The 21,328-nt window shown below is 73.4% G+C and carries 20 protein-coding genes and 1 riboswitch; of the genes, 5 read left to right on the top strand and 15 right to left on the bottom strand.

Translation table 11 applies throughout. The annotated features are described in order from the left end of the window. Positions 1-17: 17 nt before the first annotated feature. Entirely contained in the window at positions 18-1,166 is a 1,149-nt protein-coding gene (locus ACFYP0_RS13210; protein WP_355494091.1) for an alcohol dehydrogenase catalytic domain-containing protein, read from the bottom strand. After that, positions 1,163-1,603 carry a hypothetical protein gene (locus tag ACFYP0_RS13205; protein WP_386995808.1) on the bottom strand — a complete coding sequence of 147 codons (441 nt, stop codon included), beginning with the start codon at positions 1,601-1,603 and terminating at the stop codon, positions 1,163-1,165. Before ACFYP0_RS13205 ends, ACFYP0_RS13210 begins: the two co-directional genes overlap by 4 nt. Before the next feature lie 143 nt (positions 1,604-1,746). Here ACFYP0_RS13205 and ACFYP0_RS13200 point away from each other — a divergent pair, with 143 nt between their 5' ends. Beyond that, complete coding sequence (locus ACFYP0_RS13200; protein WP_355494093.1) at positions 1,747-4,578, top strand: helix-turn-helix transcriptional regulator; 2,832 nt, start codon at positions 1,747-1,749, stop codon at positions 4,576-4,578. Between the two features lie 5 nt (positions 4,579-4,583). Here the strand turns inward: ACFYP0_RS13200 and ACFYP0_RS13195 are convergent, their stop codons facing one another. From ACFYP0_RS13195 to ACFYP0_RS13185, 3 genes are all read right to left on the bottom strand, one after another. After that, the gene (locus ACFYP0_RS13195; RefSeq protein ID WP_091409221.1) at positions 4,584-5,132 is read right to left on the bottom strand and encodes a DsbA family protein; all 549 of its coding nucleotides are present in this window, start codon (positions 5,130-5,132) and stop codon (positions 4,584-4,586) included. After that, a complete protein-coding gene (locus ACFYP0_RS13190) occupies positions 5,129-5,626 on the bottom strand; it encodes a redoxin domain-containing protein (protein ID WP_124861309.1) in 498 nt (165 codons plus the stop codon). Before ACFYP0_RS13190 ends, ACFYP0_RS13195 begins: the two co-directional genes overlap by 4 nt. A 96-nt stretch (positions 5,627-5,722) precedes the next feature. After that, the gene (locus ACFYP0_RS13185) at positions 5,723-6,409 is read right to left on the bottom strand and encodes a BON domain-containing protein (protein WP_124861313.1); all 687 of its coding nucleotides are present in this window, start codon (positions 6,407-6,409) and stop codon (positions 5,723-5,725) included. A 360-nt stretch (positions 6,410-6,769) separates the two neighbouring features. Between ACFYP0_RS13185 and ACFYP0_RS13180 the strand changes: the two genes are divergently transcribed. Continuing rightward, complete coding sequence (locus ACFYP0_RS13180) at positions 6,770-9,466, top strand: cellulose binding domain-containing protein (protein WP_355494094.1); 2,697 nt, start codon at positions 6,770-6,772, stop codon at positions 9,464-9,466. A 156-nt stretch (positions 9,467-9,622) separates the two neighbouring features. Here ACFYP0_RS13180 and ACFYP0_RS13175 read toward each other — a convergent pair whose 3' ends face one another. Both ACFYP0_RS13175 and ACFYP0_RS13170 read right to left on the bottom strand, forming a co-directional pair. After that, positions 9,623-10,021, bottom strand: coding sequence for a hypothetical protein (locus ACFYP0_RS13175; RefSeq protein ID WP_355494095.1), 399 nt, complete (start codon positions 10,019-10,021; stop codon positions 9,623-9,625). 169 nt (positions 10,022-10,190) lie between these two features. Continuing rightward, positions 10,191-10,334 (bottom strand): hypothetical protein, encoded by a 144-nt coding sequence (locus ACFYP0_RS13170; RefSeq protein WP_158629639.1) that lies wholly within the window; start codon positions 10,332-10,334, stop codon positions 10,191-10,193. Positions 10,335-10,720: 386 nt separating this feature from the next. Here ACFYP0_RS13170 and ACFYP0_RS13165 point away from each other — a divergent pair, with 386 nt between their 5' ends. Further along, complete coding sequence (locus ACFYP0_RS13165; RefSeq protein WP_124861320.1) at positions 10,721-11,083, top strand: STAS domain-containing protein; 363 nt, start codon at positions 10,721-10,723, stop codon at positions 11,081-11,083. A 19-nt stretch (positions 11,084-11,102) separates the two neighbouring features. On the opposite strand, the gene surE is transcribed toward ACFYP0_RS13165, so the two are convergent. Both surE and ACFYP0_RS13155 read right to left on the bottom strand, forming a co-directional pair. Beyond that, positions 11,103-11,930: a 5'/3'-nucleotidase SurE gene (surE, locus tag ACFYP0_RS13160; RefSeq protein ID WP_355494096.1), complete on the bottom strand. Its 828-nt coding sequence runs from the start codon at positions 11,928-11,930 to the stop codon at positions 11,103-11,105. Further along, positions 11,927-12,904 carry a 1-phosphofructokinase family hexose kinase gene (locus ACFYP0_RS13155; protein WP_181518436.1) on the bottom strand — a complete coding sequence of 326 codons (978 nt, stop codon included), beginning with the start codon at positions 12,902-12,904 and terminating at the stop codon, positions 11,927-11,929. Before ACFYP0_RS13155 ends, surE begins: the two co-directional genes overlap by 4 nt. A gap of 190 nt (positions 12,905-13,094) precedes the next feature. Between ACFYP0_RS13155 and ACFYP0_RS13150 the strand changes: the two genes are divergently transcribed. Beyond that, on the top strand, positions 13,095-13,559 hold the full coding sequence (locus ACFYP0_RS13150; RefSeq protein ID WP_355494097.1) for an SRPBCC family protein: 465 nt from the start codon (positions 13,095-13,097) through the stop codon (positions 13,557-13,559). Between the two features lie 217 nt (positions 13,560-13,776). Here ACFYP0_RS13150 and ACFYP0_RS13145 read toward each other — a convergent pair whose 3' ends face one another. The 5 genes from ACFYP0_RS13145 to ACFYP0_RS13125 form a co-directional block, all read right to left on the bottom strand. Beyond that, positions 13,777-14,286: a hypothetical protein gene (locus ACFYP0_RS13145; RefSeq protein WP_355494098.1), complete on the bottom strand. Its 510-nt coding sequence runs from the start codon at positions 14,284-14,286 to the stop codon at positions 13,777-13,779. Positions 14,287-14,428: 142 nt separating this feature from the next. Further along, positions 14,429-15,493 carry a coiled-coil domain-containing protein gene (locus ACFYP0_RS13140; protein ID WP_386995802.1) on the bottom strand — a complete coding sequence of 355 codons (1,065 nt, stop codon included), beginning with the start codon at positions 15,491-15,493 and terminating at the stop codon, positions 14,429-14,431. A 5-nt stretch (positions 15,494-15,498) separates the two neighbouring features. Beyond that, positions 15,499-15,630: riboswitch (cyclic di-AMP (ydaO/yuaA leader) on the bottom strand. A 145-nt stretch (positions 15,631-15,775) separates the two neighbouring features. Then, positions 15,776-16,693, bottom strand: coding sequence for a cation diffusion facilitator family transporter (locus ACFYP0_RS13135; RefSeq protein WP_355494099.1), 918 nt, complete (start codon positions 16,691-16,693; stop codon positions 15,776-15,778). Between the two features lie 105 nt (positions 16,694-16,798). After that, positions 16,799-18,916 carry a HelD family protein gene (locus tag ACFYP0_RS13130; protein ID WP_124855666.1) on the bottom strand — a complete coding sequence of 706 codons (2,118 nt, stop codon included), beginning with the start codon at positions 18,914-18,916 and terminating at the stop codon, positions 16,799-16,801. A 107-nt stretch (positions 18,917-19,023) separates the two neighbouring features. Next, complete coding sequence (locus ACFYP0_RS13125; protein WP_355494100.1) at positions 19,024-19,971, bottom strand: alpha/beta fold hydrolase; 948 nt, start codon at positions 19,969-19,971, stop codon at positions 19,024-19,026. Positions 19,972-20,140: 169 nt separating this feature from the next. On the opposite strand from ACFYP0_RS13125, the gene ACFYP0_RS13120 reads away from it, so the two are divergent. Then, a complete protein-coding gene (locus ACFYP0_RS13120; RefSeq protein WP_355494229.1) occupies positions 20,141-20,764 on the top strand; it encodes a carbonic anhydrase in 624 nt (207 codons plus the stop codon). Between the two features lie 148 nt (positions 20,765-20,912). Here ACFYP0_RS13120 and ACFYP0_RS13115 read toward each other — a convergent pair whose 3' ends face one another. Beyond that, positions 20,913-21,242 carry a hypothetical protein gene (locus ACFYP0_RS13115; protein WP_030330285.1) on the bottom strand — a complete coding sequence of 110 codons (330 nt, stop codon included), beginning with the start codon at positions 21,240-21,242 and terminating at the stop codon, positions 20,913-20,915. Positions 21,243-21,328: the final 86 nt, after the last annotated feature.

The raw sequence follows: 21,328 nt of genomic DNA, 5'->3' as shown, positions 1-21,328 counted from the left end.
GATCACGAGGAGGGCGGTCACGGTGCGAACACGGCGCGTACGCAGCCGTCGGCCCGGTCCCGGAACAGCGCGTACCCCTCGGGGCCCTGCGCCAACGGCAGCCGGTGGGTGGCCAGGTGTTCGGTCCGCAGCTCGTCACGGGCCATCCGGTCCAGCAGCATCGGCACGTTCCGCAGATCAGGTCGACCGGCGCCGCGCAGCGTGAGCCGCCGCTCGGTCAGCGCACCCAGCGGGAACGCGTCGACGAACCCGCCCGTCCCGCCGAGCACCACCACCACGCCGCTCTTGCGACACGCGTGCACGGCCTCCCGCAGCGCGTCCGGTCGGTCGGCGTGCTGGCCACCGAACCGGTCGGCCATCGAGCGGGCCGGCGGCGTGCCGACCGCCACCACGCACACGTCCGGCCCGCGCCCACCGCTACGGTCGCGCAGTTCGGCCGCGACGTCGGTGCGGCGGTAGTCGAGCGGCTCGGCGTCGGAGTGCCGCTCGGCCATCCGCAACCGCTCCTCGTGCCGGTCCACGACCAGCACCCGGGCGGCCCCGCGCAGCACCGCCGCGCGGGCGGTCAACTGACCCACCGCCCCGGCGCCCCAGATCGCCACCACGTCGCCGGGGCGCACCGCACCCAACTCGGCGGCGAGCCACCCGGTCGGCGCCACGTCCGCGGCGAACACCGCCCGGTAGTCGTCGACGGCGTCCGGCACCCGGAAGGCGCTCACGTCGGCGTACGGCACCCGCACGTACTCCGCGTGGCCGCCCGCGAAACCGCCCGCCGCCCGGGGCCGGCCGAAACAGCCGGCGTCGGAGCGGGCCCAGTCGGGGTCGGCGCTGGCCAGGTCGGCATGGGCGTTGTCGCAGCAGGAATGCAGGCCCTGGCGGCAGTACCAGCAACCGCCGCAGGCCACGCTCGCGCCGACGACCACCCGATCGCCGGCGCGGTGTCGGCGGACCCCGGGGCCGACCTCCACCACCTCGCCGAGGAACTCCGCGCCGAGTACGTCGCCGGGCCGCAGCAGCGGGTGCCGGCCGGCCAGCAGCGGCAGGTCGCCTCCGCAGGTGGCGCTACGCCGAACCCGGACGATGACGTCACGCTCGTTGCGCAGCTCCGGGTCGGGGACCTCGCGTACGGCCAACTCGCCGGCGGTCACCCAACACAGCGCTCTCACCCGTGGACCTCGGGGCGGTCCAGCGCGGACCGGTCCGCGCGGAGCACCTCACCGGCCTCCACCCGTTGCTTGATCTGGCGCAGGGTCCGGCGGACCAGCAGACCCGGGTCGTCGCCGACCAGATGCGCGGCCAGCCCGGCGGGCGGAGTGACGCCGGCCAGCGGCCGAGCGGCCAGCTCGGTGCCCCGGTCACCGGGCGCCGGGCGCACCCGCACCTCGACCGCCCCGTCCAGGCGGCGCAGCGGCTCCGGCCAGCGGCCCTCCGGAAGCACCTGCTCCGGCGGCCGGTCGACGGTCACCACCTCCCACCGGGCCGGCGCGGCAGCGTCGCCGTCCGCGCCGGGCCGGGCACCCCGATGGGGTACGCGCAGCAGCCGCGCCGCCCCGGCCAGCGCCGCGCCACCCAGGGCGGGTCCCGCCCGCGCCAGCCGTCCCATCGGCACCACCCGTCCTCCCGGTTCACGTCCTCCGATCCTCGGTCGCACCCGGGTGAAGCGCGCTCGCCCGGAAGGGGTGAACCGGCCCGTGCCGGGTAACCGCTCGCCGACCGGGGCGGAGCGCGTGGTGGGGGTGGGGCTGGGTGCCGGAACACGATCACGTACGCGTCGAACCGGCACCGGGGCCACCGCTGTTGGCATCCCGGCTGACGCCGGCCGTGCCGCCGGAGCCGGTGGTCGCCCGGCCCCGCCTGCTGCGCCGGTTGGACGAGGGCAGCGCGGGACCGGTCACCCTGGTGGCTGCCCCCGCCGGTTGGGGCAAGACCACCCTGCTCGCCTCCTGGATGCGGTTGGGCGGCGCGCCGCCCGACGTGGAGCCGGGCGCGATCGTGCCCGACTCGGGCGACCTGTCGGTCTCGTCGACTGACGACCCGGTGTCGGCGTGGATGTCGGTGGAGGCCGGCGACGACTCCGACCGGCTGTGGGCGTACCTCGCGGCGGCGCTGCGTTCGGCGACCGGGGCGACGGAGGGCGGGCCGTTGCCCGACCGGCCGCCGCGCCCCGACCAGTTGGAGGCGCTGGCCGCCACGCTCGCCGCCGCCGACCGGCCGGTGCTGCTGATCCTGGACGACCTGCACCGGGTCGCCGACCCCGCGGCGTTGACCGGCCTGGAGTTCCTCCTGCGGCATGCCGGGCGGCGTCTCCGCCTGGTGATCGGCGCGCGGGCCGGACTGCACCTGCCACTGCACCGGCTCCGCCTCGCCGGCGAGCTGACCGAGATCGGCCCGGACGAGCTGGCGTTCACCGACGACGAGGTGGCCGACCTGCTCACCGCCCACGGCGCCGCGCTGCCGGCGACCGCCGTGCACCGGCTGCGGGAGCGCACCGGCGGCTGGCCGGCCGCGCTGCGCATCGCCGCCCTGGCGGTACGCGGACAGCCTCACCCGGAACGCTGGGTGGGGCAGTTCGGCGGAGACCAGCCGGAGATCGCCGGTTACCTGCACGAGGAGGTGCTGGCGACGCTCGACCCGGCCGAGGAGGATCTGCTGCGCCGTACCGCCGTCGTCGACACCGTCTGCGCGGACCTGGCCGAGGCGCTGACCGGCCGGGCCGACGCCGGGCAGGTGCTGGCCGACCTGGCCGGGACCGGTGGTCTGCTGCACCGGCAGGACACCCGGCCGCCCTGGTACCGGTACGAGTCCCTGCTCGCCGACCTGCTCCGCGCCGACCTCGCCCGGTTGCCCGCCGACGAGCTACGCGAGCTGCACGTCCGGGCCGCCGACTGGTACGCGGGCGCTGGCCGGCCCGCCGACGCTCTGCGGCACGCCCTGGCCGCCGGCCGCTGGGACCTGGCCGGTGACCTGTTCGTCGGGCACTGGCCGGAGTTGACCCGCTACGACCGGGACCCGGTGCACACCCCGGCACCCACGCCGCCGCCAGCGGAGGTGATCCGCGCCGACCCGGAGGTGGCGTTGGCCTGCGCCGCCGAGCGCGCGTACGCCGGTGACCTGCCGGCCGCCAAGGGTCACCTGCGGGCCGCGGCGGGTCACGCCGCGGGCCTGCCGGTGCCGCGCCGGGACCGGTTCCTGCGGTTGGTCACCGCGCTGGAGCTGACCGTGGCCCGGCTCGCCGACGACCGCACCGAGGTCCGGGCCGCCGCCGCTCGCCTGCTGCGCACCCGTCCGGCGGAGGCCACGCCGACCCGGCTGCCGACCGGGACGACCGGTTCCGCCCCGACGGCCGGTGGTGGCGGCGCCGCCGACGACCTGGACCTGCGGGCGTTCACCGGCACCGCGCTCGGGCTGGTCGAGTTGGCCGACGGGGCGCTGCCCACCGCCCGGTTCGTCCGGGCCCGGTCGGCCGCTCGGGAAGCCGGGCGGCCGCGTACCGAGCTGGTCGCCGCGAGCCGCGCCGCGCTGCTGCTCGCGGTGCGCGGCGAGCTGAGGGCAGCCGAGCAGGCGGCCAGGGACGCGCTCGGCATGCCGCCCTGTCGGCTCGACTGTGGCCACGCGTACCTGGCTCTCGCCGTGGTGGCGCTGCTGCGCGACCAGCCCGAGGAGGCCACGGCGAACCTCGCCCTCGCCCTCCCGGCGCTCGACGTGACCGGCGGCCGGGCCGGCGACGCCGAAGTCGGCGACGACTGGCTGGCCACCGTCTCCGACGAACCGGTGGCGACGGCGGTGGCCGCGCTGTGCCGGGCGCAGCTACACCGCGACTCCGGCGACCCGGCGGCCGGCCAGCGGCTGCTCGTCCGGGCCCGGGAGACGCTGGCCGCCCGGCCGTCCGCCGCCGAGCTGACCGGTCTGCTGCGGGCCGCCGAGGCCGAACTGCGGGCCGCGCGGGGCGACCTGGACTCCGCCCGTGACCTGCTGGCCGACGCCGCCGACGAGGGGGCCGACCAGGTGCTCGCGGTGACGTTGGCGAAGGTGCAGCTGCTGGCCGGCGACGCCGCCACCGCCGCCCGGACCCTGCCGGACTGGCAGGCGCCGGCCGCCACTGCCTGGCCGCTACCGGTACGCCTGGACGCCGGCCTGCTCGACGCCGTGCTGGCCCAGCGCGCCGGGGACGGGCGTCGGGCGGGTCGGATCCTGGAGCAGACGCTGGACCTGGCCGGCCCGCAGGGCTGCCGTAGGGTCTTCACCCGCGCCGAACCACCCGTGCGGGACCTGCTGGCCGCGCACCTGGACGCGGGCACCGCGCACTTCACGCTGGTCAGTGACCTGGTGCGCGGCGCGGGACAGAGCGCCGCCGGGCCGGCCCCCGGGCCGAGAGGCGTGCTCGACGAGCCGCTCACCGAGCGGGAGCTGACCATTTTGCGCTACCTGCAGAGCATCCTGTCCAACGTGGAGATCGCCAGCGAGTTGTCCCTCTCGGTGAACACCGTGAAGACCCACGTCCGCAACATCTACCGCAAACTCGACGCGACCCGCCGGCGCGAAGCGGTCCGGCGGGCGCGCGAGTTGCGGCTGATCTGAGCGGGTCAGGCGTTGGCGGCGGCGTCCGCGGCCGTCAGCAGGTCGGGCAGGTCGTACCCGCCGTCGTGCCTGATGCCGTTGACGAACAGGGTCGGGGTGCCGTTCACCCCGCTGCGGATGCCCCCCACGAAGTCCCGGCGCACCCGGTCCGCGTGCGCACGGTTCTCCACCTCCGCGTTCAACTCGTCCGGCGGCAACCCGACCTGCTCGACGCCGAGCGAGAGGTGCACCGGGTCCAACTGGTCCTGATGCTCGTAGAGCCAGTCGTGCATCTCCCAGAACCGGCCGCGAACCCCGGCGGCCTCGGCCGTCTCGGCGGCCCGTTCGGCGTACGGGTGCACGTTGGCGATCGGGAAGTAGCGGTAGACCAGCCGTACGGTGTCGGCCCGCTGCCGCAGCAACTCGTGCAGATTCGGGTACGCGGCACCGCAGAACTGGCACTGGAAGTCGCCGTACTCGACGATGGTCACCGCCGCGTCGGCCGGCCCCCGGATGTGGTCGTCGGTGGTCACCGGGTCTCGAAGTCGGGCGGTGACCTGCAGTGGCGTACTCATCCGGCCATCACCTTCCGATCGGCGGCGAGTTGGTCCAGCGCGTCGAAGATGCCGTCGGCGCCGGGGTTGACGTCGGGCGGCGACAGGTAGCTCCAGGTCACCTTCCCCGCCGGGTCCAGCACCACCAGCGCGCGGGCCGCCTCACCGTTCGACATGTACGCGCCGTAGCTGCGGGCCACCTCGCCCTTGGGCTCGAAGTCGGCCAGCAGGGGAAACTCGATGCCCCGGCTCTCCGCGAACGCCCGGTGTGACCAGATGCTGTCCACCGACAGGCCGAGAACCACCGCCTGGTACTGGGCGAAGACGGGAGCCGCCGACTGGTAGAGCGACATCTGGTCACCGCAGACCGGGCTCCAGTCGGCGGGGTAGAAGGCGAGCACGACCGGCCGGCCACGGAACTGCTGAGGCCCCAGCAGATCCCCGTCCGGGGTGGCTGGCAGGGTGAAACCGGGCGCGGTGCGCCCCGGTTGGATCAGCCCGTTCGGATCACTCATGCCACCAGCCTGCTCCCGGGGTGGGTGAGGCCGGCTCACCCACCCCGGGTGGTTCCGCGCCCGTTCAGCGCCCGCTGAGCGGGCGCACGCGCCCGCTCAGCGCAGCACCGGGGCGACCGCGATGTGGTTCTGCACCTCCCGGATGCCCGGCGCGGACCAGGCCACCTGCTCGACCTCGGCCCGTTCGGGCATCGAGTGCACCAACCCGGCGAGTATCGCCGTGTCGCCGTGCACCCGGACGCTGATCCGTTCGGCCTCGGTCGCTCCGGCCCGGGCGAGGGCGTCGACGATCCGGTCGGCCAGGTCGCGGCCGTCCGGCGCGGTGGCCGGTCGGACGGTGATGCCGTTGCTCACCCCGCGTACGCCGGTCAGCCGGGCCACCGCGCGTTCGGCGGCTCGGCGTTGGTACTCCCACTCGACGTCGCCGTGCAGCGTCACCCAGCCGGCCGAGACGGTGACCTGGAGCTTCTCGATGGGTACGAACGCGTCCCACTCCAGCCCGTGGCTGGCCGCCGCGGCCAGGTCGCTGTCGGCGCGCTCGGTGCCGTTGGTGAGCTGCACGGCCACGTCGTTGGCGACCGCCCGGACCGAGGCGACCCGGTGGGCGGCCCGCTCGGCGGCCCACTTCTTGGCGTAGCTGTCCACGCGGCCGGTCAGGGTGACGACGCCCTCGGCGACGGTCACGCCGATCTCGTGCGGCTGCACCCGTGGTTCCCAGGTCAGCTCGTCGAGCACGGCGGATTGGATGTCCTGGTCGGTGCGATTGATCTCCGCGATGGCCATGTGCCCCTCCTCCGCTGTTCCGATGGCGGCCCGGGTGGTGGCTGCGGCCGGAGGTCCGCCGTGTCGCGATCCTGCCGCCGCCCCGGGTGAGCCGGCCTCGCCCGGACCGGGTGACGGCGTGGCCCGGAGCTGGGCGGCACGGGTGGGAAGTGGGGACGAACATCGATGGTGGGAGCGCTTCCAAAGCGAGCCGATTTCGGTTACGGTAATCGCGTTCCTCGATCGCGGGAGCCGTCGCGTCGGGTGGTGGAGCCAGGGCAGCTCTGCTCGTCCCCGTCGTCGTGCTCGTCCCCCGGGCCACGGCGTCACCCAGGCGATCGACCCCGTTCCCCCGGGGTTTCATCCCGAGAGGAACCGCAGATGCGGAGAAGTCTCGCCGGCGCGTTCGTGTCCGTGTTGGCCGCCGCCACAGCCGTCGTGGTGGTCCCGTTCACCGCCGCCGGATCGGCCGCCACTCCGGCCGCGGCGGAGGCGTACACCTGGCGGAACGTCCCGGTGGGCGGTGGCGGCTTCGTGCCCGGCATCGTCTTCAACCCCACCGAGAAGAACCTCATCTACGCGCGCACCGACATCGGTGGGGCGTACCGCTGGGAACAGACCAGCCAGTCCTGGACGCCGCTGCTCGACTGGGTCGGCGCCGACCGCTGGGGCTACAACGGCGTGGTCAGCATCGCCACCGACCCGGTGCAGACCAACCGGGTGTACGCCGCGGTCGGCATGTACACCAACGGCTGGGACCCGAACAACGGCGCGATCCTGCGCTCGGCCGACAAGGGCGCCACCTGGCAGGCCACCGAGCTGCCGTTCAAGAACGGCGGCAACATGCCGGGCCGGGGCATGGGGGAGCGGCTCGCCGTCGACCCCAACCGGAACAGCATCGTGTACTACGGCGCCGAGGGCGGCAACGGGCTGTGGCGTAGCACCGACCACGGCGTGACCTGGGCCCGCGTCGCCGCCTTCCCCAACGTCGGCAACTACCGGGCGGACCCCAGCGACCCGAACGGCTACAACGGGCAGAACCAGGGCCTGACCTGGGTCAGTTTCGACAAGAGCACCGGCACCGCCGGCTCCACCACGCAGACCATCTACGTGGGCGTGGCGGACAAGGAGAACCCGGTCTACCGCAGCACCGACGGCGGCGTCACCTGGGGGCGCATCCCCGGCCAGCCCACCGGCTACCTGGCCCACAAGGGGGTCGTCGACCCGGTCGGTGGTCACCTCTACATCGCCACCAGCGACACCGGCGGCCCGTACGACGGCGGCAAGGGCGACGTCTGGAAGTTCACCCGGTCGACCGGGGCCTGGACGCGGATCAGCCCGGTGCCCTCCACCAGCGCCGACGCCTACTTCGGCTACAGCGGGCTGACCATCGATCGGCTTCGCCCGAACACCCTGCTGGTGGCCACCCAGGTCTCCTGGTGGCCGGACGCCATCTTCTTCCGCAGCACCGACGGCGGGGCGAGCTGGACGCGGATCTGGGAGTTCAGCAACTACCCGGAGAGGTCCCGCCGCTACACCATGGACATCAGCTCGGTGCCCTGGTTGACCTTCGGTCTCAACCCGGCACCCCCGGAGGACGCGCCCAAGCTCGGCTGGATGAACGAGTCGGTGGAGATCGACCCGCACGACTCCAACCGCATGATGTACGGCACCGGCGCCACCATCTACGGCACCACCGACCTGACCAGGTGGGACACCGGCGGTCAGTTCACCCTCCGGCCCATGGTCCGAGGGCTGGAGGAGACCGCGGTCCTCGACCTGATCAGCCCGCCCAGCGGCGCACCCCTGATCAGCGCGCTCGGCGACGTCGGCGGCTTCCGGCACACCGACCTGGACGCGATCCCGTCGATGCTGTTCACCCAGCCGGTGTTCACGTCCACCACCAGCCTCGACTACGCCGAGAGCAAGCCCGCGGTGCTGGTGCGCGCCGGCAACTTCACCGACGCCGACCGACCCAATGACAGTCACGTCGCCTTCTCCACCGACGGCGGCGCCACCTGGTTCCAGGGCACCGAACCGTCCGGGGTCAACCTGGGCGGCACGGTGGCCGCCGCGGCCGACGGCAGCCGCTTCGTCTGGGCACCCGGTGACGCGGGCCAACGCGTCGTCCACTCGGTCGGTTTCGGCAACTCCTGGGCAGCGTCGACCGGCATCCCGGCGAACGCCACGGTCGAGTCCGACCGGGTCGACCCCACCCGGTTCTACGGCTTCAGCGGCGGGCGTTTCTACCTGAGCACCGACGGCGGGGCCAGCTTCACCCCGACCGCGGCGACCGGGCTGCCCACCACCGACGTGCGGTTCAAGGCACTGCCGGGCCGGGCCGGCGAATTGTGGCTGGCGGGGCCGGGTGGTCTGTGGCGCTCCACCGACGCCGGCGCCAGCTTCACCAGGCTGGACGGCGTCAGCGCCTCCGGCAACGTCGGTTTCGGCAAGGCGGCACCCGGGCGGACCAACCCCGCCGTGTTCCTCTACGGCACGGTGAACGGTCAACCGGGCGTGCACCGCTCCGACGACACCGGCGCGACCTGGGTACGCGTCAACGACGACCGCCACCAGTACGGCAATCCGACCGAGGCGCTGACCGGCGACCCGCGTGTCTACGGTCGGGTCTACCTCGGCACCAACGGTCGCGGCATCCTGGTCGCTGACCGTACCGGCGGCGAGCCCCCGCCGACGACGCCACCGCCCACCACGCCGCCGCCGACGACGCCGCCTCCGACCACTCCGCCGCCCACCACGCCGCCGCCGTCCGCCGGCTGCGCGGCGACGTACCGGGTGACCGGCTCCTGGTCCGGCGGTTTCCAGGCCGAGTTGGTGGTCCGTAACGCCGGAAGCGCCCCCATCGCCGGCTGGACGCTGGGCTGGACCTTCGCCGACGGCCAGCGGATCGACCAGTTCTGGGGCGGCACCCACACCCAGACCGGAGCCGCCGTGTCAGTCCGGGACACGGGCTGGAACGGAGCGCTCGCCGCCGGGGCCAGCACCACCGCCGGCTTCCTCGGCTCGTGGGCCGGTCGCAACACGTCCCCGGCCGCCATCACCTGCACGAGTCGCTGAGCGGGTGATCCGGGCCCGGACCCGGATCACCACCAGACACCGGTCCGCCGGGCCGCCTGAGGGGTCCGGCACCCGGCGGACCGGGTCCACCCAGCACCACGACGGCAGGCCCCGCTCGACCTTGGGGTCGATCGGGGCCCGTGGTGGCGCTGTCGTTCAGATGGCGGGGGAGTTGGGGCGGTCGACGTCGACGAACTCCACGTCGTCGACGGCACGGTCGTCCCGACTGCCGGCGGCCCGCGCGGCGGAGCCGACGGCCCAGCCGACCGCCGCGCCGACGAGCGCGGCGCCGATCAGGAGCGTCCAGGGCAGTGCCGGCTGGCGGCCAGCGAGCGCGTCGAAGGCCAGCGAGGCTCGGCGTCGCGCCTCCTCGGCGGCGGATCCCACCAGGTCACCCGCCCCGTCGGCGAGGTCGCTGCTGTTCTGGCGGGCCGAGCGGGCGGTGTCCCGCACACTGTCTCCGGCATAGCTGACGGCCGAGAGCATGTGCTCCCAGGCCTGATCCGCGATCCGCTCCGGCTTGCTGCGGCGGTCCAGCAGGTTGGTTCCGAACATCGTGGTTACCTCCTCGGGTGCCGAAGTCGCCGGCCACTTCGGACTTCGGCGTCTTTCCAGCGCGTCACGGTGTCGCCTACCCCGCAGTGCCCCGCGTCAGCCGGACGCAAACCCCGACCTCCGCGGAGCACCGACAGCTCGGCGCACCGGAACCCGGCGCGCCACCGAATCAGCGCACCGCTGACACGGCGACACCTCGGGCGAAGTCGTCGTCATCATCGTCGTCATCGTCGCCCCCGCCACCGAAACCGCAGGCCAGGACGAGGGCGAGCAGAACACCGACGCCGGCCAGCCCGGCAAGTCGCTTGATCATCGAGGATCCTCTCCGTCGCGGTGGTGTCCCGGCCGATGCTAGGGCGCGTCGGCAACCGGGGGCGCGGATCGTGCCGGCCGGCGGTGGGCGACACGCCGACGGCACACGGGGCAGGCGTACGTCGTGGGCCGGTTGTCGGGCGCGCCGGGTCCGGACCGCTACCCTGGTTCGGCGGCGCGTCGGTCACGACCGATCGTCGATGGTCAGATAACGAAAAGTCTTGAGTAATCAGATACTGAAAAGTGCGGATATGGGTGACTTTGTCGGCCCGGATCCGCGAATTGCTCATCCCGAGGGGTGGCGACCGAGGCCGTCGGAGGAATACTCTCGGTCGCGGCCCGCGTACTGATGAGGCGCCCGGGGGACGGGCGGGTGGAGGTGCTCGCGTGAGCCTGTCGATCGTGAAGTCGGTTCTGTCCGGTGGTGTCGTGGAGATCGCCCCACGGGGTGAGATCGACGTCGACACAGCGTACGAGGTGCGCGAAGCGATCGCAGAGGTGCTGGCCAAGGGCCGCCCCCTGCGCATCGAACTCAACATGAGGTTGGTCACCTTCATCGACTCGGTCGGCATCAGCGCCATGGTCGCCGGCTTCCAGACAGCCGAGGTCAGCGACGTCAAGCTGGTGGTCACCGAGCCGAGCCGGTTCGTGCACCGGCAGCTCTGGGTGACCGGCCTGCTCGGCCTCTTCGGCGCTCCGGAGCCCTACTTCGCCGGCGCCGCCACCCGCGAGGTGCTGCCCGGCGCCTGAGCGCGCCGGGCGTTCCCCGTCAGGGATGCTCGTCCAGGCCGGTCAGGTCGATGTCGGTCGCCTCGGTGACCGCTCGGATGGCCGTCACCGACGCGTACCCGGCGGCCAGCAACGCCACGTCCGTGCCCGGCTGTGCGGCCTGCCCCGGCTCCTCCAGCGAGGTACGGACGAACCCGTGGCCGGATTCGGCCACCGTCATCTGCACCTGACCGAAGCTGGCCAGGGTGCCGCGCCGCACCCCGCGCAGCTGCCCGTGCGGCAGGTCCGGGGCGTTCACGTTGAGCACGCTCTCCATGGGCGCGGAGGTCAAGCGGGGGAGCAGGTCCAGGGCGACCCGCGCGGCGGTGCCCCAGTGCCGCTCGGCGTCGCGTACCCGGGCGGCGGCGTCCACGGCGGCGCCACCGCTCGCGGCCGTCGCCTCGCCGGCGGAGAGCACGTCCAGGGAGACCGCCATCGCCCGGCAGCCGTTGGTGGCGGCGGTGAACGCGGCGCCCACGGTCCCGGAGTGCAGCACCGCCCGGCCGGCGTTGGCGCCCCGGTTGACGCCGGAGAGCACCACCGACGGCGGTGGGCCGAACGCCCCGTGCAGGGCGATCAGCGTGATGAAGCCCGGGGATCCGGCGACCCCGTACGCCGGCACACCCGCCAGGTCCGGCAGCGGGTGGTCGTTCACGATGACCCGCCCGTCGCGCTCCATGGCGCTCATCGCGGCGCTGGTGCCGCTCGCCTCCTCCATCGGCGCGGCCACCACGACGTCCAGGCCCCGCTGCCAGGCGGCCCAGGCCAGCGCCTGGATGCCGGGCGCGGCGATCCCGTCGTCATTGGTGATCAACACACGGAGGGTCATCGCTCGACCACCCGGCCGGCCAACTCGTCCGGGGTGGTCCGCTCCTGTTGCCGGCTGTCCGCCGGCACCAGCCGGACCCGGTCCACCAGCCCGGTGATCGAGTCCAGCCGCCCGGTGCCCAGGCCGTGCCGGGTCACGTTCAGTGCGCCGGCGGCGGCGCCGGTGCGGATGGCGGTCCGAATGTCCCCGCCCCTGGCCACGACGGCCGCCACTCCGGCCGTCATCGAATCGCCCGCGCCGCGCGGGTCGGCGGCCTCCAGCCGGGGCATCTCGACCTGGAACAGCTCCCCGTCGATGAGCGCCAACGCCGGCTGGTCGGCGCGGCTCACCACCACCGTCTCGGCGCCGCCCGCATGCAGCTCGTACATGGCCCGGGTCAGTTCCTCGGTGTCGTCGCTGCGGGCGCGGCCGTCGCGGATCAACTCCTCGTGACTCACCTTGAGGAAGAACACCCCGCTCTCCAGCACCGAACCGAGGTGATCGCCGGAGAGGTCGACCACCACCCGGCCGCCGTTCGCGCCGAGGTCGGCGGCGAAGCGTCGGTACAGGTCGGCCGGTACGAGCCACGGTTCGTTCGGCCCGCTGAGGATGCTCACCGAGGCCCGCAGGCCCTCGCCGAGGGCGAGGTTGTACAGCTCGTCGATCTCGTGCCGACTCAGCGGCTGCCCCGGCACGTCGGCGATCTCCTGCCGGGAGCCCTCGCGGCGATCGTGCACGTACCCGCCGCTGCCGGAGTCACGGACCACCACCTTGAGGTCCACGCCCTCACTGACCAGCAACGGCTCCAGCACCTGGCCGATCTCACCGCCGAGGGCGGCGCAGAGCACCACGTCGACACCGAGGGAGATCACCATCCGCGCCTGCCAGACGCCCTGCCCGCCAGGGTGCAGGTGTAGCTCGGGGTGGTCGTTGGGCTGGTCCACCGTCACCGTCAGCTGCGGAGTGGGCGCGAAGACCATCACGTGCCCACTCATCGGTCGTCGCCGTTCATGCTGGCCGCCCTCCGGCATCTACGGAAGATTTTGTACTAACCGACCTTAATGGCGCAGGTGGTGACAGGTCGTCGCATCGGCCCGGTCCGGCACGGCACTGAGGGCGCCGGGGGCGTTGCCAGCCAGACATCGGTACGGGACGATCGGGCCACCAACGGCGGCGGGAGACGGTGTGCTCAGCAGCGGTACCTTCAGCTACACCGTCCAGGCCCGGTGCTCACCCGCCGAGGCGGCAGCGTTGCTCAGCGACCTGACCCGGCAGGGCGAGCTGCATCCGCTGATCGTCCGGGTTCGCCGGGTGCCGCCCCGGCCCGGCGCCCAGGCCAGCTACACGATCAACGACCGGTTGGCGGCCGGTCCGCTGCGCTTCCGGACCACCTACCACGCGGACGTGCTGATCAGCGAGGCCGACGAGATCGTCATGGTTGCCCGCCAGTGGCCGTCCACCACCGTGCGGAACCACACCCGACTACGCCCCGAGCCGGACGGCCTGGTCCGCATCGACGTCGAGATCACCCTGACCGCGCCGAGGCCACTGTTCAGGTACGCGTTCCGCCAGGCCCAGGCGGCTCACCTCGCCCTCGCCACCCGGCTGGGCGCCGCCCTCGACCGCACCGGCAACCCCCCGCCCACCTGACCCGCCCGCCCCGCCGCCCCGCCCCGCCCGCATCGCCCGCTGCGTCGATCTTGCAGTTCCGGCTGTCGATATCGGCGGGATGCCCCATGTGTCGGGACAGTAAGTGCAAGATCGCGGGGCAGGGCAAGATCGCGGGGCAGGGCAAGATCGCGGGGCAGGGCAAGATCGCGCGTAGCGGCGGCCTTGACCTGCTCCCTGCGCGCAGCGGGGGCGGCGCCTACTTCGTGGTTGCGGCGCGATCACGGCTCGTGTGGGCGGGTCGGGCGGCGGGGCGCCGGCCCCACGGCTTGTAGGTGGACAGCACCGTCGCGATGATCATCAGGCTGGTCGACACCGCCGGCGCGATGACCAGGTCGGCGCGATCCCGGGCGGGCAGGGCGGCACCGACCGCTCCGGCGTGACGCAGGTTCGGGGTGAGCAGGAACAGCACCAGCCCGACCATCACCGTGGTGAGCACGAGCTTGACCAGCACCCAGCGGTGGCGCAGCAGGCCCCACGGGGTGAGCAGCGAGCTGGCGAGTCCGATCAGCCAGACCAGGACGCTCAGCGGCGCGAACAGCATCGTGCCGACCAGGGCCGTGACCGGATAGACCACCGCCGGGTCGGCACCTCGCTGCACGGCGATGCCGAGGGTGAGCAGCACCAGGTCGGCGCCGAGCCAGCCCAGCGAGGTGACGAGGTGCAGGGTGAGCAGCGCCTTGCGGGTGGTGGGTCGGATCCGAGGCATACCGCGATGCTGCCCGCGGACCGTGGCAGGGTCGTCCGACGAGCGACGACATCAGGGGTACGCCCGGCGACGTAGCCGGGCCCCGGACGTACGTGATGCCTGTGAGTCATCACGATGACTCACAGGCATCACGACGCGTGGGTCAGTAGACCGACAGGTGTACGTGGTTGGTGTGGTCGCTGGACGGGTCGCCGCCCGCCCCGCTGTACGACTTCCACCCGCTGCTGGGCAGCCAGATCTGCCGGTACCAGATCACGTAGAGCACGGCGAGCCGGTCGGCGTTGCGGATGAAGTACGCGGCCAGGTTGTTGCCGTAGGTCTTGTCGCCGCCGGTGGCATCCCCGCCGAAGCCGCCCTTCTGCGCCGCGAAGTCGCAGGCCCGGCCCTTCGGGTGTTCGCCGGAGCCGCTGGGGCGGTGGCACGAGACGTACCGGGTGAACCCTGCGGCCTTGGCCTGGTTGAGCGCGTGCAGGGTGCGGGGGGTGATGCAGCCGCTGGCCGGGGTGGGGTCGTTGACGCTGCACGACTCGGAGGGCCAGGAGCCGTCGGAGTTGCGCGGCGCGGCCGTCGCGTTGGCGCTGGAGGTGCCCCGGTTGGAGCCGGTGTCGGCGGTGGTCTGCGGTTTGGGTGTGGTGGCGACGGTGAGGGCCCGTTCGGCCTGCTCCTTGCGCTTGGCCATCACCGCGACCTGCTTGCGCTGTTCGGTGATCTCGCCGTCCAGGGCGACCCGGGTGCGATTGGCCTTGTCCTTGCTGTTCAGCAGGTCGCGCAGCACCCGGTCCTCGTTGGCGGCCACCGCGTCCAGCGCGGCCGCCCGGTCCATGAAACCTTCCGGGGTGTTGCTGTTGAGCAGTGCCGACATCGCGCCGAGCCGGCCGGTGCGGTAGGCCACTTCGGCGATCTCGCCGACCTTGCCGTTGCGCTGCTCGATCTCGACCTCGATGGTCTTCATCTGTGTGGCGAGCTGCTTCTGCCGTTGCACGGAGGTGTCCAGGGCGCGCTTCGCGTCCAGGTAGCCCTTGCTGGCCGCCTCGAGTTGGGCCCGCAGCGCCGGGGTGCCGCCCTCCTCGTCGGAGTCGGGTGCGGCGGCCCGCAGGCCGGTCGGGGGAGCGGCCGAGGCGGTGCCGGCCGGAAGCGCGACGCCGAGGGCGAACATCGCGACGATCAGGGCCGCCAGTCGGGCGGCGGGTGGTCGTGCTGGTGCCACTGCGCATGTCCTTCCGTCAGCCGCCGACCGGGTTAGCTGACGGGTTCGGGACGGAAGATCCCTACCGCTGACGCGGATGCACCCCAGGAACATGGTTCCCCGGTTCGCCTGGTTGGGCGATTAGGCGGCGACCGCCACCGGCGCCGGGAGGGCGCCGCCTGGTGGAGGCCGGGACCGAGCCTACCGGTGCCAATGGGGCCGCTGCAGCCAATGTGACGGACGGTGCGTGCGTCGCCACGGAAAATTACCGCGAAAGTTGAGAAATGCTCCAAAAATCCCCGGTCACCATTCGATCGAGCCACACGCTCCGGAGGCGGCACCGGGCTCGATCTGCAACGTCGCGTGCTCGATGCGGAAGTCGTCGTGCAGGGCCGTACGCGCCGCGGTGAGCACCGCGCCGACCTCCGCGCCCGGTGCCATGGTCAGGTGGGCGGAGGCCACCTCCATGCCCGAGGTGAGCGTCCAGACGTGCAGGTCGTGCACCTCGACGACACCGGGGACGGCGGCGAGCCGGTCGTGCACGGCGGTCACCTGGAGGTGCTCCGGGGCGGCCTGCACCAGGATGCGGATGGCGGCGCGGGCCAGCCGCCAGGTGCGCGGCAGGATGAACACGCCGATGGCGACCGCGACCAGAGGGTCGGCCCACCACCAGTCGGTGACGGTGATGAGCAGCGCAGCGCCGATGACGCCGACCGAGCCGAGCAGGTCACCGAGCACCTCCAGGTAGGCACCCTGGAGGTTGATGCTCTCCCGGGCTCCGGCGCGCAGCAGCGCGAAGGCGGCGATGTTCGCGAGCAGGCCGAGTACGGCCACCACGAGCATCGGGCCGGCGACGACCTCATGCGGGTCACCGAAGCGGCGGATCGCCTCGACTACCACGTAGATCGCGACGCCGGAGAGCAGGACGGCGTTGGCCAGCGCGGCGAGCACCTCGAGCCGGTAGAGCCCGAAGGTGCGCTGCGGGTCGCCGGTGGCCCGCCGGGTCGCCGTGATGGCGGCGAGCGCCATCCCGATGCCGAGCACGTCGGTGAACATGTGCCCGGCGTCGGAGAGCAGGGCTAGCGAGCCGGTGTGCAGGGCGGCCACGGCCTCGACCACCATCAGGGTGGCGAGCAACCCGAAAGCCGCCCAGAGTCGACCTCGGTGCTGGTGTGCGGCATTGGCGACGGACCCATGGTGGTGGTCATGACCTGCGCCCACGAGAACCACCTTCCGCCGCTGGCCGGGACCCGGTCAAATGTATGCTCACATCGCTATGTGTGCAAGTGTGCGGGCAGGGCGTCCGCCGGCGGCAGTCCGCACACGTCAGCCGGTCGGGTCGATGGTGGTGAGCCGCTGGGTGGCCCGGGAGAGCGCCACGTACAGGGTGCGCACCCCGGCGCCCGGATCCGCCCGGATCTCGCTCGGGGCGACCAGCACCACCCCGTCGTACTCCATTCCCTTGGCCTCCAGGCTGGTCACCACCTGCAACCTGGGCGCGCCGAGCGCGCCCAGCCAACCGGCGACCTCGTCCCGGCGGGGGACCGGCGTGATCACCCCGACCGTGCCCTCCACCTCGGCCAGCAGACCGGCGGCGGCCTCCACGGTCGCGGTCTCCAACCCCGTCGCGGGCACCACCAGCTCCACCGGCTCGACCCCGGTGGAGCGAACGGCGGTCGGCAGCGGCAGGTCCGGGTAGAGCCGACGGATCTCCGCCGCCGCCACCGCGAAGATCTCCGCCGAGTTGCGGTAGTTGGTGGTGAGCGTGAAGTCGTGTCGCTTGCGCCGGCCCAACGCCTGGTCGCGGGCTCGGGTCAGCTCCTCCGGATCGCCGGTCCACGCGGTCTGCGCGGGGTCGCCCACAACGGTCCAGGAGGCCAGTCGGCCGCGTCGACCGATCATCCGCCACTGCATCGGCGAGACGTCCTGTGCCTCGTCCACCACCACGTGCGCGTACTCCCGGTAGTCCTCCGGACGCTCCCGGGCCGCCGCGCGGGCGGCCCGTTGCCGTTCACCGAGGGTGCTCAGCTCACGGACGCCGCCGGCGAGCTGGAACGGATCGCGTCGCGCGCGGGCCGGCTGCGCGGGCTTACCGAGCAGCGCGTCCAACTCATCCAGCAGCGCCACGTCGGCGATGGTCAGCCCGGCCGAGTCCAGGTTCCGGTACGCGGCGTTGAGCAGCCGGATCTCCGCCGAGGAGAGGATCCCCCCGGCGTACCGGCGCAGCCGGTCCGGCTCCGCCAACCAGCCGAGCACGTGCCGGGGGTGCAGCCGAGGCCACCACGCCTTGAGGAACTCCCGGAACTCCGACCGCTCGGCGATCTCCGCCTCGAAGGCCGGTTGCTCCGGCAGTCGGCCGCTGCTCAGCTCACGGGCCTGCGCCCAGAGCGCGGCGAACACCCCGTCGAAACCGGCCCGACGCACCTCGTTGCGTCGTGCGCCGCGTTGCAGCGCGCGGTCCCGGATCCGGTCCAGCGCGGCCCGGTCCAACCGCAGCAGCGTGCCCCGGTAGAGCAGCCGCAGCTCACCCGGGCCGCCCGGCACCGCGTCGCGGGCCGCCCGCTCCAGCACCCGGCGCATCCGCAGCGAGCCCTTCACCGCCGCCACCTCGGGCGGGTCGGGGCGGGTGGCGGTCATTCCCGGGAAGAGGGTGCCCAGCGAGTGCAGGGTCGCGGTGTCCTCACCGAGCGACGGCAGCACGGAGCCGATGTACTCGACGAAGACCGACGACGGGCCGACCACGAGGATGCCGCCGCCGGCGTAGCGGCTGCGGTCGGAGTACAGCAGGAACGCGGCCCGGTGCAGGGCGACAGCGGTCTTGCCGGTGCCGGGGCCGCCCGCGACGATCGTCACCCCGGAGCCGGGCGAGCGGATCGCCTCGTCCTGCTCCCGCTGGATGGTCGCCACGATGTCACGCATGCCCCGGCCGGTGGCCTTGGACAGGGTGGCCAGCAACGCGCCGTCACCGACGACGGTCATCCCCTCCGGGGCGGCCGTCGGGTCCAGCAGGTCGTCCTCGATCCGGGTGACCCGCTCGGCGCGGGACTGGATGGTGCGCCGCCGCACCACGTCCAGCGGCTGCGCAGGGGTGGCCTGGTAGAAGGCGGCGGCGGCCGGCGCGCGCCAGTCGACGACAAGCGTGACGGCGTTCTCGTCGCGGATCCCCAGTCGCCCGACGTGCAGCACCTGACGGTCGCGCAGGTCCAGGCGGCCGAAGACCAGCCCCTCGTGCTCGGCGTCCAGGGTGTGCCGCCGCTGCGCCGCGTGGAAGACCATCGCGTCGCGCTCGACCAGGGCGCCGTGCGTGCCCACCCGGGCCATCCGGTAGCCGTCACGCTCGGCGCGGACGGCCGACCGCCGCAGCTCGGCCAGTCGGGCGTACACCCGGTCGAGGTGTCGTTGCTCGACGGCGATCTCCTGCTCCAGGCCGGACTGGTCGGTCAACGCACGCTCCTTCAGAGGTCGCCGGCAGGCGGCGGGAACCGCGCGGGCCAACCGAGAAGAGTACGGCCCCGGAGCCGACCCGCCGCGCCCGAGGTGCGCGAACGTGCTCAGGCAGGCGTCTCGGCGGGCGACGCGCCACGGTGAGCCGGCGGCGATTCGGCGAGCACCCGCCGCACCACGCCGGTGAGCGCGGCGTTGACCTCGTCCGGACGTTCCATCATCAGCATGTGCCCGGCACCCGGGCAGACGGTCAGCTCGGTCGCCGGCAGAGCCGCCGCGATCGACTCGGCGCACGGCGGCGGGGTCAGCCGGTCCCGGTCGCCGACCAGGGCGGCGGCCGGCAGGTGGGCCAACGCGGTGAGGGTGTCCAGTCGGTGCTGGGTGCCGATGGAGGCGCGGAACCCGCCGATCGAGCGCAGCGAGGCCCGAGCCACCGCCGACGTCACCAGGCGGATGTCGGCCGGATCGCAGCGGTCACCGAAGAGCATCCACCGGATGCTCGGTTGCAGCGCTTTCAGCAGTGCCCGGGGCGCGCGCCACGAGCCACACCGCGCCAGCACGCCGGCGCCGGTCGTCTCGGCCAGCCGGATCAACCGGGCGATCCGCGGCGAGAGCCCGTAGACGGTGTGCGTGTGCCCCTCGGCGGTGGTCGAGACAAAAACCAGGCCGGCGGTACGGGCGGCGAAGTGCGCGGGGTGGCGGTGGGCGTACTCCATGATCGTCATGCCGCCCATCGAGTGCCCGACCAGCACCACCGGGCCGGTCGGCGCGACCGCGTCGATCACCGCCGCCAGGTCGTCACCCAACTGGGCCAGGGTGGCCGTGGGCAGCGCCATGCAACTGGACCGGCCGTGCCCCCGCGCGTCGTAGGCGACCACCCGCACCGCACTGCCGAACGGCGGTGCCGTGAGCGCGTCGACCTGCCGGTGCCAGGCACGCCCGTCCAGCGTCCAGCCGTGCAGCAGGATGGCGGTGACCTCGGCGTCCGTCGGACCCGTCGCCTCAACGTTGAGCCGTACACCGTCCGGCAGACCGACCTCGAACCGCTCCGGCATCGCCGCCTCCCCAGGGCCGCCCAGTACCACCAGCACCGGGATACCCGGCGGTAACACCGGCTACCCGCCATGACACCACGCCAATCACGCCGTGGCGAACATTCCCGACCTCGCCCGTGCCCGACGGCGGCGGGCCAAGCTGAACGGCATGGGGTCGTCGGGAGCGCCCATGGGTGCGACGTCGGGGCCGGGGCGGCAGGCCGGCGGTACGCCCCGCGCCGCGCTGGCCGCCCTGCTCGCCGGCAATCGGCGGTTCGTCAGCGGCCAGCCGGTGCACGGACACGACGTCACGGCCGCCGCCGCGGCCTCCGGCGACCAGCAGCCGTACGCCGTGGTGCTGGGCTGCATCGACTCCCGGGTGCCGCTGGAGGCCATCTTCGACCAGACCTTCGGCGCGATCTGCGTGATCCGTACCGGGGGGCACGTGCTCGATCGCGCGGTCTGCGGCTCGATCGAGTACGTGGTCGGCCAGCTCGGCGTACCGCTGGTGATGGTCCTCGGCCACGAGCGGTGCGGTGCGGTGCAGGCCACGGTGGAGGCGCTGCGCACCGGGCAGCGTCCCGGCGGGTCGCTGGCGCACCTGGTGGACGAGATCGCTCCGGCGGTCACCGACGCGGGGCTGGACGATCCGGCGGTGCAGCCGCTGGCGATCCGCCGGCACGTCCGGCGTACGGTGCGCACCCTGCGCGAGGACGATCTCCTGGCCGGACCGGTGGCGGCCGGCCGGGTGGCCGTGGTCGGCGGCCTCTACGACCTGGCCAGCGGCGAGGTCGCCCTGCTCGATCCGGGCTGACCCGGCTGTTCTGAGCGCCGGCGTGCGGCTCTACGCCGCCTACCCCTCGATCCAGGCTGACCCGGCCCCGGACACGGCCCCGGGCACGCGAAAACCGCCCGCCGGGAACTCCCGGCGGGCGGTTTCGTTGGTGCGGTGGGGGAGGGGCTCAGCCCTCGAAGACGCCGGCCGCGACCAGGCGCTTCTCGGTGGCCTCCCAGCCGTCACCCGGGTGGGTGGCAGCCAGGTTGTTGATCTCCGCCCGGATCTTGGCGGCGTGGCCGGCGGCGGCCAGAACGCGGATCTCCTCGACGAAGGCGTCGGAGTCCGTGCGCAGGTGCGCGGTCTTGCCGTTGGTCAGGTTCCGCACGTAGGCGTGCTTGCCGCCGTTGAGCGGGATGAGGTACTTGAACTCGCCCAGCACGCTGAGGGCGCCACCCTGGCCAGCCTGGCCGGCCCGGACGGACGCGCGCGCGGTCTTAGAGGTGTTGCTCGCCACGGAGGTACTCCTTGCAAGACGTACGGGAGGACTGGACGTCCGGGGGCTGTGTGCGGGTCGTACGTGACTCGACCCGCGAAGGTGTA

The organism is Micromonospora arida, assembly GCF_042873195.1.
Taxonomy (GTDB): Bacteria; Actinomycetota; Actinomycetes; order Mycobacteriales; family Micromonosporaceae; genus Micromonospora; species Micromonospora arida.
Note: the sequence above shows the minus strand (reverse complement) of the source record. Positions and strands in the feature narration are given on the sequence as shown.